The 13,307-nt window shown below is 67.9% G+C and carries 12 protein-coding genes; 1 reads left to right on the plus strand and 11 read right to left on the minus strand.

Annotated features, from left to right (window positions below):
• Positions 1-67 precede the first annotated feature (67 nt).
• From IEV87_RS22625 to IEV87_RS22650, 6 genes are all read right to left on the minus strand, one after another.
• The gene (locus tag IEV87_RS22625; RefSeq protein ID WP_188479887.1) at positions 68-508 is read right to left on the minus strand and encodes a type II 3-dehydroquinate dehydratase; all 441 of its coding nucleotides are present in this window, start codon (positions 506-508) and stop codon (positions 68-70) included.
• A gap of 18 nt (positions 509-526) precedes the next feature.
• Positions 527-1,822: a TRAP transporter large permease gene (locus IEV87_RS22630; RefSeq protein ID WP_188479888.1), complete on the minus strand. Its 1,296-nt coding sequence runs from the start codon at positions 1,820-1,822 to the stop codon at positions 527-529.
• Positions 1,819-2,343, minus strand: a complete 525-nt coding sequence (locus tag IEV87_RS22635; RefSeq protein ID WP_188479889.1) for a TRAP transporter small permease — start codon at positions 2,341-2,343, stop codon at positions 1,819-1,821. Before IEV87_RS22635 ends, IEV87_RS22630 begins: the two co-directional genes overlap by 4 nt.
• A 64-nt stretch (positions 2,344-2,407) precedes the next feature.
• The gene (gene dctP, locus IEV87_RS22640; protein ID WP_188479890.1) at positions 2,408-3,400 is read right to left on the minus strand and encodes a TRAP transporter substrate-binding protein DctP; all 993 of its coding nucleotides are present in this window, start codon (positions 3,398-3,400) and stop codon (positions 2,408-2,410) included.
• An 84-nt stretch (positions 3,401-3,484) separates the two neighbouring features.
• Positions 3,485-5,368 (minus strand): bifunctional sugar phosphate isomerase/epimerase/4-hydroxyphenylpyruvate dioxygenase family protein, encoded by a 1,884-nt coding sequence (locus tag IEV87_RS22645; protein WP_188479891.1) that lies wholly within the window; start codon positions 5,366-5,368, stop codon positions 3,485-3,487.
• 8 nt (positions 5,369-5,376) lie between these two features.
• Entirely contained in the window at positions 5,377-6,237 is an 861-nt protein-coding gene (locus tag IEV87_RS22650) for a shikimate dehydrogenase (protein ID WP_229737803.1), read from the minus strand.
• Positions 6,238-6,362: 125 nt separating this feature from the next.
• Here IEV87_RS22650 and IEV87_RS22655 point away from each other — a divergent pair, with 125 nt between their 5' ends.
• Positions 6,363-7,025, plus strand: a complete 663-nt coding sequence (locus IEV87_RS22655) for a TetR/AcrR family transcriptional regulator (protein ID WP_188479892.1) — start codon at positions 6,363-6,365, stop codon at positions 7,023-7,025.
• Between the two features lie 17 nt (positions 7,026-7,042).
• On the opposite strand, the gene IEV87_RS22660 is transcribed toward IEV87_RS22655, so the two are convergent.
• From IEV87_RS22660 to IEV87_RS22680, 5 genes are read right to left on the minus strand one after another with little or no spacing between them, the layout of a single operon-like run.
• Positions 7,043-7,984, minus strand: a complete 942-nt coding sequence (locus IEV87_RS22660; protein WP_188479893.1) for an ABC transporter permease — start codon at positions 7,982-7,984, stop codon at positions 7,043-7,045.
• Positions 7,981-9,033, minus strand: coding sequence for an ABC transporter permease (locus IEV87_RS22665; RefSeq protein ID WP_188479894.1), 1,053 nt, complete (start codon positions 9,031-9,033; stop codon positions 7,981-7,983). Before IEV87_RS22665 ends, IEV87_RS22660 begins: the two co-directional genes overlap by 4 nt.
• Positions 9,023-10,558 (minus strand): ABC transporter ATP-binding protein, encoded by a 1,536-nt coding sequence (locus tag IEV87_RS22670; RefSeq protein WP_188479895.1) that lies wholly within the window; start codon positions 10,556-10,558, stop codon positions 9,023-9,025. Before IEV87_RS22670 ends, IEV87_RS22665 begins: the two co-directional genes overlap by 11 nt.
• The gene (locus IEV87_RS22675; RefSeq protein WP_229737804.1) at positions 10,555-11,925 is read right to left on the minus strand and encodes an amidase; all 1,371 of its coding nucleotides are present in this window, start codon (positions 11,923-11,925) and stop codon (positions 10,555-10,557) included. Before IEV87_RS22675 ends, IEV87_RS22670 begins: the two co-directional genes overlap by 4 nt.
• A 51-nt stretch (positions 11,926-11,976) precedes the next feature.
• A complete protein-coding gene (locus IEV87_RS22680) occupies positions 11,977-12,966 on the minus strand; it encodes a BMP family protein (RefSeq protein ID WP_188479896.1) in 990 nt (329 codons plus the stop codon).
• Positions 12,967-13,307 lie beyond the last annotated feature (341 nt).

Genomic DNA, 13,307 nt, shown 5'->3' on the forward strand with positions numbered 1-13,307 from the left:
TGCCATCATGGTTCTCATGGCCCTTCGTCGGACGGGAACGCGACCGGGTTCAAAGTTTTTCGCGGGATCAGGCCCGCGCCCACTCTGCCAGCTTGCGCAGGGCGAATTCGTAGCCGCGGATGCCGAAACCCTCGATCTTGGCGGCGGCGGCGCGCGACACGTGGCTGGGATGGCGGAATTCGTCGCGCTTGAACAGCGGAGAGATATGCACCTCGATGATCGGGCGGTCGTAGATCAGCAGGCTGTCGAGGATCGCGATGGAGGTGGAGGTGAACCCCGCCGGGTTGATCAGCAGCCCCGCCGTGGAGCCCCGCCCCTGCTTGATCCATTTCATGATCTCGGCCTCGCTGTCGCTTTGCCGGAAATCGATGGCAAAGCCTTCCTCCTTCGCGGTGCGCTCGCACAGGGCCTCCACATCTGCCAGCGTGTCGTGGCCGTAGACCTCGGGCTGGCGCGTGCCGAGCATGTCGAGGTTGGGCCCGTTGATGATGAGCAGCGTGTCGGACATCGCGAAGAACTCCTTGGATCAGCCGTTGTAGCCGTAAAGCCGGGGAAGCCAGAGGACGAGCTCGGGCAGGAAGGTGATGATGGCCAGGCCGGCGATCATGATGGCGAGAAAGGGCAGCAGATGCCGGATCGTGTCGCGGATCGGCGACCGGGTGATGGAGGTGACCACGAACAACAGCAGCCCGTAGGGCGGCGTCGCGAGGCCGATCATCGTGTTGACCACCACGATCACGCCGAAATGCACCGGGTCCACGCCAAGCGCGACGGCCGTCGGCAGGAAGATCGGCACGATGACCAGCAGGATCGCGTTCGCCTCAAGCAGGCAGCCGAGAAGCAGCAGCATCGCGTTGACCATCAGCAGGAAGCTCCAGCGGGTCAGCTCCGTCTCGCCCAGGGCACCGCGGATGACATTGGGCACCTGCTCGATCGTCACCACGTAGTTGAAGGCCAGCGCGCCCGCGATCAGGAAGCCGACCGCCGCGGTGGACTTCGCGCTCTGCCGGACGGTCTGGTAGGCCATGCGCAGGGTGACGGACCGGTAGAAAACCGTCGACACGAGGAAGGCGTAGAGCGCGGCAAGCGCGGCGGCCTCGGTCGGGGTGGTGATGCCGCCGTAGATGCCGACCAGCAGGATCACCGGCATCAGTAGCGCGGGAACCGCACGCAGGGTGATGCGCGGCATCTCCCGCAGCGGCACCGGGTCTTCCACCGGGTAGTCGTGGATGCGTGCCTGCCAGGCGTTCATCGCCATCAGCAGCACGCCGAGGATCAGGCCCGGCACCACGCCGCCGAGGAACAGGAACCCGATGGAGGTGTCGGAGACCAGCGCATAGAGCACCATCGGGATCGACGGCGGGATGATCGGCCCGATGATGGCAGAGGCCGCGGTGATCGCCCCGGCATAGGCCCCGGGATATTTCCCGTCCTTGGTCATCAGGTTGATGATGATCCGCCCCATGCCGACCGCATCCGCGATCGCCGATCCGGACATGCCCGAGAAGATCAGCGATGACACGACGTTCACATGCCCCAGCCCGCCCCGGAACCGGCCGACCAGCGCACGGCAGAAATCCAGCAGCCGGTCCGACAGCGACCCGACGTTCATCAGGTCCGCCGCGAAGATGAACAGCGGGATCGCCAGCAGCACGTAGGATCCGTAGAGCCCGGTCAGCATCTGTTCGAAGGCGATGGACATGTCCTGCCCCTGCAGCAGCAGGTAGAACACAGAGGAGGCGAGCATCGCATGGCCGATCGGCAGACCGATGATCGCGGAAGAGATGATGAGCGCGACGGCGGCGCCGAATTCCCAGCTCATTCGGAGAAATCCTTGCGTCCGATATCCTCGATGCTGGACTGGCCCGTGTCCCGCCCGCTCAGCGCACCCCAGAAGATCCATGCATAGCGCAGGATCGAGACGACCGAGAAGACAAGCGCGATCGAATAGACCCAGTTGAACCGGATATCGAGGTAAGAGGTCTTCTGGATCTTCATGAAGGTCACGAAGTCCCAGAGCGCGGGCAGCGACCAGGCGTAGATGCCGACCAGCACGACCGAAAAGGCGACGCGGAACCACCGGCGCACCGCGGGCCGGGCGCTGCCGTAGACGATGTCGAACCGGATCTCGTCACTCTCCTCGGCCGAAACGGACTGCCCCCAGAGCAGGATCCAGAGCCAGGCGATGACGCAGATCTCCACCGTCCAGCCGACGGGGCTGTTCATGACGTAGCGCATGAAGACCTGGATGATGAAGCAGAGGAACATCGTGGCCAGCAGGATCGCCGGAACCGCTTCGGCCAGGCCGCGCAGGGTTCGGATCGGTCGGGACGGGGTGGTCATGGTCATATTCCGCATGCGCCGGACCCGCGTGCGGCGGGTCCGGCGGTGTCAGGGGTGGCGCGGCTTATTCCGCCAGTGCGTTGATGCGGTCTACCATGCCGTCCGGCCAGCTCGCGGCAAATTCGGACTCGAGGTATTTCTTCTGGGCAAAGTCGCGGAAGGCGATCCGGTCGGGTTCGTATACCTTCAGGCCTTCGTCCTTGAAGAACTGCACCAGCTCCGCCTCGCGGTCCAGATGGCGCTGCGTGGACTTGGCGATCGCGGCATCCACCGCGCTTTGCAGGGTTTCCTGCTGCTCGGGCGTGAACCCGTCCCACAGCTCCTTGCTGATCGCCAGCACGTCAAAGCCGATGAGATGCCCGGTCAGGACGATCTGGCTCGTCACCTCGTAGAACTTCATGTTGTAGTCGTTCGGCAGCGGGTTGTCCTGACCGTCGATCGCGCCAGTCTGCAGGGCGGTGTAGACCTCGGCATAGGCCAGCGGGGTCGGGTTGGCGCCGATGGCCTCGCCCAGGAACTGCCAGGCGTCGCCGCCGGGCATCCGCATGGTAATGCCGGAAAGATCCTCGGGCTTCATGATCTCTTTCTCGGGCGCCAGGTTCACCTGCCGGGTGCCGAAGTAGACGGGGGCAAGGACATGGATCCCCGCATCGGCGGCCATGGCGTTCAGCTCCTCGCCGACGTCGCTGTCGAAGGTGGCTTTCAGATGAGCGGCATCGCTGAACAGGTAGGCGGAGGTCACGATGGACCAGGCCGGGATCTGTTCCGCGATGGTCTGCGGCGCGATCAGGCCCATCTCCAGGTTGCCGCGCTGGATCGAGGTCATCTCGGACCCCTGCGCCACCAGCGTCGCACCGTTGAATACCTGCATGTCAAAGCTGTCCGACACCGCCTCGGCGATCTCGGCGAAGGCCTCGGCGCGGATGTCGTTCTCGGACACGACCGAAGACAGGCGCAGCGTGGGCTTCTCCTGGGCAAGGGCCAGACCCGGCAGGATGATGGCCGTGGTTGCGACAAGTGCGGCCGCAAGAGCGGTCCGGCGGGTGAAGTGTGTCATTGGTTTCCTCCCTTTGACGTTGCCACCGGATGTCCGGTGGGATTCGTTAGATTTTGTAGGACAGAACAGTAAATGTCATACGTTTTATGTGGCGGGCATTCCTTTTACCCGCTGGAACCGCTTCTGCGCGGCGATCCGGAAAGGGGCGTTCGGTGCCCCGTATCCGGCGTAAGCCCCTCGTCTCTCGACGATTTCCAGGAACATCTGTCCCGCGAAAGGGCGCGAATAAAGCTGAAAGAACTCTCCCGTCCCGTCGGCGTCGTACAGGATGTTCGCCGCGCGCATCTGCGCCAGCATGTCGGGCTCTAGGTCGAAGCGCGCCGCCAGGTCGTCGAAGTAGTTGGGCGACAGGTCAAGCGGCGCGAACCCCGTTTTCGCCAGCGCGGCGGCGGTGGCAAAGATGTCGTCGGTGGCCAGCGCGACATGCTGCACCGTGCCGCCGAACCCCTCGGCCAGGAAAGCCCCGGCCAGCGTGCGATGCGTCTCCGCCCCGTTCAGCGTGATGCGGAATTTGCCCGTCGGGCTGGCGATGGCGCGGCTGCGGACCAGCCCGTCCGGGTCGACCACGTCCACCATCGGGGCCTTCTGCATGTCGAAAAGCGTGGTGTAGAACAGCGACCACGACAGCATCTCGTCATAGGTCATGGTCTGCGCGACATGGTCGATCCGGGTCAGACCCGCCCCCGGCGTGGATCCGTCCTCGGGCCGGAATTCCACGTCCCAGACCTCGGACAGGGTACCGTCGTCGATAAAGTGCATCACGCTGCCGCCAAGGCCCCGGATCGCCGGAATCGGCAGTTCGCCGGGGCCGAGGGGCTGGGAAAACGGTCGCGCGCCAAGCGCCGTCGCCCGCGCCACGGTGTCCGGAGCAGAGCCGACCGACAGACCGATGTCGCAGACCGTCGTGCCCCGCGCATTCCACGCCGTTCCCGCGTGGCCCCCGGTTTCCGCATTCAGCACGAAGCGGATGTCCCCCTGCTGCCAGAGCGTCACCTGCTTGGACACGTGCCGCCCGGCCCGGCGGAAGCCCATGCTCTCGAGCAGCTGTTCCAGCGCGATCAGGTCGCTGCCCTGCGCGGCGAATTCCACGAAGGCGGTGTCACGGACCTCGATCGGCGCGGGCAGGGCGGGGATGCCGGCGGACGAGGCCGGCTCGGCCCGGCGCACCTCGTCCATCAGTGCGATCAGCGACCGGTGACCGTCCTGCGCGATGGTGCCCGGACTGCCGCCCCGGAACTGGTCGTTGAAGATCTCCAGGCTGATCGGCCCGTCGTATCCGGTCGCCATGACCGCGCGCATGAAATCGGTGACGGCCAGATCGCCCTCCCCCGGCATGTTGCGGAAGTGGCGCGACCAGTACAGCGGGTCCATCTCGATCGCGGGCGCGTCGGCCAGCTGGACAAAGAAGATGCGGTCGCCGGGGATGCGCCGGATGGTGTCCGGGTCGATCCCCCGCCCGAGCGTGTGAAAGCTGTCGAGGATCAGCCCGACCGACGGATGATCCGCCCGCCGCACAATCTCCCACGCATCGCGGTGGTCGTTGACATGGCGGCCCCAGGCCAGCGCCTCGTATCCGACCCGCAGCCCCCGCGCGGCGGCCCGCACCCCGAGCTCCGCAAAATCGGCGGCGGCCCGGTCGATACCGCCAAGCGCCTGCGGATGGACCGAGGAACAGACCAGCACGAGGTCGCAGCCAAGCTCCTGCATGACGTCGAACTTCCGCTCCGCCCGGTCGAAGGCCTTGGCGCGCAGCCCGTCCGGCAGGCCCTCGAAATCGCGGAACGGCTGGAACAGCATGACCTCCAGCCCCGCATCGCGGATCCGCTGACCCACGGCGCGCGGGCTGCGGATGTCGGCGATGAAATCCTGCTCGAAGATCTCGATCCCGGTGAAACCGGCGGCCGCGATGGCCTCGATCTTCTCCTCGAGGTTGCCGGAAATCGAAACGGTGGCGATCCCTGTCTTCATGGCAGCCCTCACGCCTCGCCCAGACGGCGGAAGGTCCCGCGCATCCGGTCCGGATCCGCCGGCCTGCCGGTGAACAGCTCGAACGCCCGTACCGCCTGAAAGACCGCCATGCCCTCTCCGCTCAGCGTCCGGCACCCGGTTGCGCGGGCGGCCTTCAGGAACGCCGTCTCCAGCGGGAAATAGACGATATCCGCCACCCAGTGCCGCGGAGAAAGCAACCCCGCTTCAATCGGCGTTCCCGGCAGTTTCGCCATGCCGACGGGCGTGGCATTGACGATCCCGTCCGCCTCCGCTACCCCGGCGGCGACATCCGAAACCGCATGCGCAACCGGACCGACCGCCGCTGCCAGCCCCTGCGCCGCCTTCAGCCGCGTGTCGGCGATCAGCAGGCGCGCGACACCCAGATCGGCCAGCGCATGTGCCAGCGCCGCCCCTGCCCCGCCTGCTCCGATCAGCAGCACCGTGCCAAGCGCCGCATCGGGCAGCCCGCGCCTCAAGCTTTCCGAAAAGCCCCAGAAGTCCGTGTTGTGACCGAACCGGCGGCCATCGCGGAAGACGACCGTGTTGACGGCCCCGATCCGCCGCGCCGCATCCGAAAGCTGGTGCAGATGCGCGATGACGTCCTGCTTGTACGGGTAGGTGATGTTGAGCCCGGCGTAACCCGCAGCCTCGGCCCGGTCGAGGATCCCGGCCAGCGGCCCCTCGGTCCCCGCATCGGTGTCCATCAGGTCGTAGCGGCAGGTCAGGCCCTGCGCGGCGGCCTCGGCCTCGTGCATCGCCGGGGTACGCGACAACCGGATGCCGCGCCCGACAAGGCCCATGCAGAACGCCGCGTTGCGCCCGTCCGTCCCCGTATCCTGCTGCGTCATCCGCACGGTCCCGGTTCCTCCCCAACCGATCTGTGCCCCCAAAATGTTCCAGACGGTACATTTGTCAAGCGAAATGTACTGACTGGACCATTTGATTTCTGCTATGGCTCGGATAGAGGAGCGGCATGGCGACGACGACAGACACAGAACGGCGGGGCTGGACCCAGAACCCGGATGCCGTGAAGCAGGACATCCTGACCGTCGCCGTGTCGGAGTTCGCGGCCAACGGCCTGTCGGGCACGCGGGTCGATACGATCGCCTCGCGGACGCGCACGTCGAAGCGCATGATCTACTATTATTTCGGCGACAAGCTGGGGCTGTACACCCGCGCGCTCGAAGCCGCCTATCTCAGGGTGCGGGAGGGCGAGGCGACGCTCGATCTCGACCACCTGCCACCGGCCGAGGCTCTGGCGAAACTCGTCTCCTTTACCTTCGACCACCACCGGAACAACCCCGATTTCATCCGCATGGTGATGATCGAGAACATCCACAACGCAGAGCACCTGTCCGCCTCTCAGGTCATCCGCGACATGAACGTGGCGGCCATCGACAAGCTGTCGCGCATCTGCCGGCGCGGACAGGAACAGGGCGTGTTCCGCGACGGCATCGACCCGCTGCGGCTGCACTGGCAGATCAGCGCGCTCAGCTTCTTCAACGTTTCCAACCGCCCGACCTTCTCAGCGATCTTCGGCGGCGACCTCTTCGCGGAGGAGACGCAGGCGGACATGCGGCGGCAGTGCGTCGACTCGATCCTCGCGATCGTCTCGCGACCGGCGGGCACGCCCTAGCGACAGAGCGGGCGGGCCTAGCGCTCTCCGCGCCGGTAGGGCTGCATCAGAGCCTGCGGCACCCGCGCCCGCCGCGCCATGACGATCAGCGCGACGATAGACAGCAGGTAAGGCAACATCAGGAACAGTTGGTAAGGCACGCCCTCCACCGCCGTCTGAAGCCGCAGCTGGAACGCATCGAAGAAGGCGAACAGCAGCGCGCCAAGCAGGGCCCGCGCCGGTTTCCACGATGCAAAGACCACCAGCGCCACGCAGATCCATCCCCTCCCCTGCACCATCGTCGGAAAGAACGAATTGAACGCCGCCAAGGTCAGGAATGCCCCGCCCATTCCCATGAGAGCCGACCCCGCCATGATCGCACCGATGCGCAGCCGGATCGGGTCGATCCCCTGCGCGTCCAGCGCATGCGGGTTCTCTCCGGCCATGCGCAGCGCGAGTCCAAGCGGCGTGCGGTACAGCACCCAGGCGAGCACGACCACCAGCACCAGCGCCAGATAGGTCGGCCCGGTCTGGGAAAACAGCACCTGCCCGAGGAAGGGGATGTCGGACAGGACGGGGATGTCGGCCGGGCGGAACGGCTCCACCGTCGGCGGCTGCGAAGAGGTCGGGATGGCCAGCCGGAACACGTAGTAGGAAAAGCTCGACGCGAACAGCGTGATGCCCAGCCCCGTCACATGCTGGCTCAGGCCAAGCGGCACCGTCAGCAGCGCATGCAGCAGCCCGAACGCCGCGCCCCCCAGCCCCGCAACCAGCATCCCGGTCCAGAGATCCGCGCCGGAAAAAACGGTCAGCCACCCGACCATGGCGCCGAAGGTCATGATCCCCTCAATCCCGAGGTTCAGCACGCCGACCCGTTCGCACAGCAGCACCCCGAGCGTCCCGAGGATCAGCGGCGTGCCGATGCGCAGCATCGCCTCCCACATGCCGACCGCCCCGAGAATGTCGAACAGCACGCTCATCGGCGGATCCTGTATTGCGCGAGGAAGATGGCGACCAGCATCGTCAGCAGCGACAGCGCCACCGTGACGTCCGCGATGTAGGACGGGATCGACAGGGCGCGCGACATGCTGTCCGCGCCCACGAACATCACCGCCGAAAACACCGCCGCCGCGATTACCCCAAGCGGGTTGAGGTTGGCGAGCATGGCGATGACGATCCCCGAATAGCCGTAGTTCGGGGACAGATCCGTGGTGACATAGCCCTTGACCCCCATGACCTCGATCGCCCCCGCCAGCCCGGCGAGCCCCCCCGACAGGCAGGCCACCATGACCAGCGTGCGCCCCAGTGGCACCCCGGCAAAGGCCGCCGCGCGCGGGTTCAGCCCCGCCGCCCGCGCGCGGATGCCGAAGACCGTGCGCGCCTGAAGCCACCAGACCAGCACAGCCATCGCCAGCGCGATCAGCAGCCCGATATGCAGCCGGGTCCGCGCCATCAGCTTGGGCAGGACAGCCGCATCTGGCACCGGAACGGACTGCGGCCAGCCAAAGGCAAGCGGGTCCTTCATCGCCCCCTCGATCATCAGCGACACGAACAGCACCGCGACGAAGTTCAGCAGCAGCGTCGTGACCACCTCGTCCACGCCGAACCGCAGGCGCAGCGCCAGCGGAACCAGCAGCAGCACCATCCCCGCCACCGCCCCCGCCATCAGGCACAGGACAACGGCCACCGGTCCGGGCAGCGCCGCCACCGCCGGAACCATGGCGAAGGCCGTAACTCCAAGCGCGCCGAGGTAGAACTGCCCCTCCCCCCCGATATTCCAGAGCCTTGCGCGGAACGCCACCGCCGCCGCCAGCCCGGTCAGGATCAGCGGCGTCGCCCGCGTCAGCATCTCCGAAAGGCCAAGGCGCGATCCGAAGGCCCCTTTCAGGATCAGACCGTAGGCGCGCAGCGGATTGGCCCCGGCAATCGCGATCAGCACACCCGCGACCAGCAGTGCCGCCAGCACCGCCCCGACCGGGGCCAGCACCGTCAGCAGGGCTGAAGGGTGGTCGCGCCGCTCAAACCGCATCCGCGCGCTCCATCTGTTCCGCCGCGGACCAGTCGCCCGCCATCATCAGCCCCAGCATCCGCGCATCGGCGCGGTCCGCCGGAATGGCCGGCGACAGCCGCCCGCCGACAATCGCGCAGATCCGGTCGGACAGGCCGATCACCTCGTCCAGATCCTCCGAGATCAGCAGCACCCCGGCCCCCCTGCCCCGCGCCTCGAGCAGGCGCTCATGCACCCCGGCAATCGCGCCCTCGTCCAGCCCCCGGCTCGGCTGCGCGGCGACCAGGATGTCCGGCCCGGCGTCCAGCACCCGGCCAAGGATCAGCTTCTGCATGTTGCCGCCCGACAGCAGCCGGATCCGCCCGTCCACGCTGGCCCCGCGCACGTCGTAGTCCCGGATGATCTCCTCCGTCGCCCTGCGCGCCGCCCCCCGCCGCACCATCCCGCGCCGGGAGAACCGGGGCGACCAGATCCGCTCCAGCACCGTGTTTTCCCATGTGCTCATGTCGCCGATGGTGCCCTCGGCATTGCGGTCCTCGGGGATGCGCCCGATCCCTGCGGCGATGGCATGGGGCACGTCGAAAACACGCACCGCCTGCCCGTCGACCAGCAATTCGCCCGCATCCGGCGGATACAGACCCGAAACCAGCCCCGCCAGCGTGGTCTGCCCGTTGCCGGACACGCCGATCACGCCAAGCGTTTCCCCGGCCCGCAGCCGGAAAGAGACCCCGTGCAGCGACGCCCCGCCATGCCCCGCAAGGCTCAGGTCCACGCCCTCCAGCAGGACCTTTCCCGGCGTCGCGGGCGGGCGCGCGGGCCGTTCCACCTTGCGCCCCACCATCAGCTCCGCCAGTTCCGCGCGCGAGGTCTCGGCGGTCCGCCGTTCCGCCACCACCCGCCCCCGCCGCAGCACGACGACCCGGTCCGAGGCGCTCATCACCTCGTGCAGCTTGTGGCTGATGAAGATCAGCGACAGCCCCTCCGCGGTCATCTGGCGCAGTGTGGCAAACAGACCCTCCGCCTCCTGCGCGGTCAGCACGGCGGTCGGTTCGTCCAGGATCAGGATCCGCGCGTCGTTATACAGCGCCTTCAGGATCTCGACCCGCTGGCATTCGCCAACCGACAGATCGGCAACCAGCGCATCCGGGTCGACCCGCAATCCGAACCGCTCCGACAGCGCCACCAGCTTCGCCCGCCCCGCCGCGCGGGCCGAGCGCGGGGACCACAGCCGCTCCGTCCCTGTCATGACGTTGTCCAGAACAGTCAGGTTCGGGGCCAGCGCAAAATGCTGGTGCACCATCCCCACCCCGGCCTGGATCGCGGCCCGCGACCGGCCCGGGGGAAGCTCCCGCCCCTCCACCTTCACCAGACCCGAATCCGCCGTGTAGTGACCGAAAAGGATCGACATGAGCGTCGTTTTCCCGGCCCCGTTTTCCCCGAGAAGCGCGACGATCTCGCCCCGGTCGAGGTGCAGGGAGACATCCTCGTTCGCCGCCAGCGCGCCGAACCGCTTGGTGATTCCGGTCAGTTCCAGCACGCGGGTCATGCCATGCCTCCGAACAGCGGAAAGGGGTGATTCCATCCGCCCGCCGCCTCGATGGTCGCGGCCAGCGCCAGCAGCCGCAGGTCGCCGCCGAGGGGTGCGATCAGCTGGACCGGCAGCGGCATCCCGTCCCGGTCCGCGCCGACCGGCAGGGTCAGCGCGGGGGCGCCGGTCACGTTGGCCAGCGCCGCAAAGGGGGCGAAACCGTCCATCCGTTCAAGCTGCGTTGCAGGATCGCGATGGTCCATCGGAAAGGACCCGACCGGCAGCGGGGCGGACGCCAGCATCGGCGTCAGCAGCACATCCACCCGGTCGAACAGGGACCAGAGCGTGTAGGCCGCCGTCGCCGCCGCCTCCTGCGCCGCCCACAAATCCGTAGCGGTCATCCCCTGCCCGCTTTCGACAAAGGCCTGCGTCAGCGGTTCGGTCAGCGACGCATCCAGCCCCTGCGCCACCAGCGCCGCCATGTTCACCGCCACGATCCGCCCGAACAGCCGGGCCGCCGCGCGGCGGATCGCGCTCAGTCCCGCCGCCGGGATGTCGGTCAGCGCATGCCCCGCGCCCTCCAGCAGCCTGGCCGCCGTCCGCACCGCCCCTGCCCGCTCCGTCGCGATGCCCCTGGCGTCCGATACGACCCCGATCCGCAGCGCTCCGGCCCGAGGCAGCTGCGCCGGAACCGCCGACAGGCCCCGCGCGTCGCCGGTCAGCAGGGGCCAGAGCGCCCGCGCATCCCGCACCGTGCGTGTCACCGCGAATTCCGTCGCGATCCCGCCCAGGTGGTTGCCGAACCCCGGCCCCGCAGGCACCGCCCCGCGCGACGGCTTCAGCCCGACCAGCCCGCAGCAGGCCGCGGGCACCCGGATCGAACCGCCTGCATCCGTGGCATGGGCCAGCGGCACGATGCCCGCCGCCACCGCAGCCGCGCTCCCGCCCGAGGAACCGCCGGGGCTGAGACCTGGATCGAAGGGATGGCGGCAGACCGGCCCGGTTGCCGGTTCGCTCGCCAGCGCCAGCCCGAACTCCGGCACCGTGGTCGCCCCGAAGGGGCGGAACCCCGCCGCCCGGAACCGCCGCGCCAGGTCGCTGTCGGAGGTGCCCTTCATCCGGGCCAGCGCGGCGGATCCCGCGCGCATCGGAATGCCCCGGAACGGCCCGCCAAGGTCCTTGACCAGCAGCGGCACGCCGCGGAACGGCCCGTCCTCCGCGGCCGCCGGGTCCTCCGGCATCGTCCGGCAGACAGCACCCAGATCCGCCACCGCCCGCGCCCTGTCGCGCGCACGGGCCATCGCGTCGCCGGCCGTCAGGTCGCCGCGGGCAATGGCCTCCGCCAGCCCGAGCGCGTCTTCAACCGCTGTCCCGCTGTCTTTCACGTCCCGCTCCGACCCGGGACCGGCCCTCGCGGGGCCAGCCCCCTGCACCGCTTACTTCGGCTCGTCGAAGTTGCGCGGCACCTCGAATTCGCCCGCCTTGATCGCGGCGCGGACCTCTTCCATCTTCTTCACCGCCTCCGCCGGGGCCGCGCCCTCGACATAGGCGATGTCGTTGCCGCCGTCCTTCATCAGGCTGAGCGGGGTATAGTTCTTGCCCGTCGGATTGCCCGCTGCCGCATCCGCAACCGCCGCGTCCAGCAGCGGACGGAAGGACCAGAGCGCATTGGCAAAGACCGTGTCGGGATAGCGCGGCGTGTAGTCGATCATCGACCCGACCGCCTTGATCCCCCGCTCCTTCGCCGCATCCGCCGTGCCGATGCGTTCGCCGAAGAGGATATCCGCCCCGCCGTCGATCTGCGCCAGCCCGGCCTCGCGCGCCTTGGGCGGGTCGAAGAAGGTGCCGATGAACCCGACAAGGTGCTTCACCTCCGGGTTCACCGCATGCACGCCGTCGGCGAAGCCGTTGATCAGCATGTTGACCTCGGGGATCGGGATCGCGCCCACGGATCCGACCGTGCCGGTTTCCGTCATCGCGCCGGCGAGCATCCCGCAGAGGTACGCCGCCTCCCAGTTCCAGGTGCCGAAGACGCCGAAGTTGTCGCCCGCCGCCTCACCCGAGGACCCCATGAGGAAGGCGGTGTCCGGGTAGTCTCCGGCGACGGTGCGCGCCTCCCGCTCCACCGCGTAGGATTCGCCGACGATCAGGGTGTTGCCCGCTTCGGCATATTCCCGCATCACGCGCGGATAGTCGGTGCCCGACACGCCCTCGGAAAACGTGTACTCGATCGCCCCGTCCGCCGCCGCGCCGACCATGGCCGCGTGCAGCACCGAATTCCACGTGTTCTCCACCGGAGAGGCATGGATCCCCGCCACCTTCAGCTTGGTCTGCGCGCGCAGGATGGTCGGCGCGAACAGCGTCGTGGCCCCGGCGGCGGCAGAGGTCCGCAGCAGCGTGCGGCGCGTGATCTGAATGGATTTCATCGGAATGGTCCCTGTTCCTGTTGGCCCGGAGCACCGCCGGGCGGGTGTGATGCACTGGTGACTATACGCCGCAATTGGAGCGTCCCCTCCCCCCCTCCTGTCAAGCGCGCCGGGGGTCGTATGCCCGCGAAACAGGCAGGCGGTGCCGTTATTATGGGCAATTTCTGACCGGATGGTCAAACCTCTGTGGAGGAACACCGATCATATGCCCCGCCCGGCGTTTACGCCGGGCAGCGCCGACCCGCCCCCCAGGGCGGCGCTATCGCGCCACCCTCGGGTCGGGCGCTGCCCTCCCTACGGACCTCATGGCCTTGAAAGCGACAGCTTCGCCTTTTCTAGTT

The sequence above is a fragment of the Primorskyibacter flagellatus genome (assembly GCF_014638275.1).
In the GTDB taxonomy this organism is placed as follows: Bacteria; Pseudomonadota; Alphaproteobacteria; order Rhodobacterales; family Rhodobacteraceae; genus Pseudooceanicola; species Pseudooceanicola flagellatus_A.

Excerpts from the sequence above, each read along its gene's own strand:
- IEV87_RS22635 (WP_188479889.1), bottom strand. The coding sequence starts at position 2,343 with ATGACCACCCCGTCCCGACCGATCCGAACCCTGCGCGGCCTGGCCGAA.
- IEV87_RS22665 (WP_188479894.1), bottom strand. The coding sequence starts at position 9,033 with ATGCGGTTTGAGCGGCGCGACCACCCTTCAGCCCTGCTGACGGTGCTG.
- dctP (WP_188479890.1), bottom strand. The coding sequence starts at position 3,400 with ATGACACACTTCACCCGCCGGACCGCTCTTGCGGCCGCACTTGTCGCA.
- IEV87_RS22670 (WP_188479895.1), bottom strand. The coding sequence starts at position 10,558 with ATGACCCGCGTGCTGGAACTGACCGGAATCACCAAGCGGTTCGGCGCG.
- IEV87_RS22655 (WP_188479892.1), top strand. The coding sequence starts at position 6,363 with ATGGCGACGACGACAGACACAGAACGGCGGGGCTGGACCCAGAACCCG.
- IEV87_RS22645 (WP_188479891.1), bottom strand. The coding sequence starts at position 5,368 with ATGAAGACAGGGATCGCCACCGTTTCGATTTCCGGCAACCTCGAGGAG.
- IEV87_RS22660 (WP_188479893.1), bottom strand. The coding sequence starts at position 7,984 with ATGAGCGTGCTGTTCGACATTCTCGGGGCGGTCGGCATGTGGGAGGCG.
- IEV87_RS22680 (WP_188479896.1), bottom strand. The coding sequence starts at position 12,966 with ATGAAATCCATTCAGATCACGCGCCGCACGCTGCTGCGGACCTCTGCC.
- IEV87_RS22625 (WP_188479887.1), bottom strand. The coding sequence starts at position 508 with ATGTCCGACACGCTGCTCATCATCAACGGGCCCAACCTCGACATGCTC.
- IEV87_RS22650 (WP_229737803.1), bottom strand. The coding sequence starts at position 6,237 with ATGACGCAGCAGGATACGGGGACGGACGGGCGCAACGCGGCGTTCTGC.
- IEV87_RS22630 (WP_188479888.1), bottom strand. The coding sequence starts at position 1,822 with ATGAGCTGGGAATTCGGCGCCGCCGTCGCGCTCATCATCTCTTCCGCG.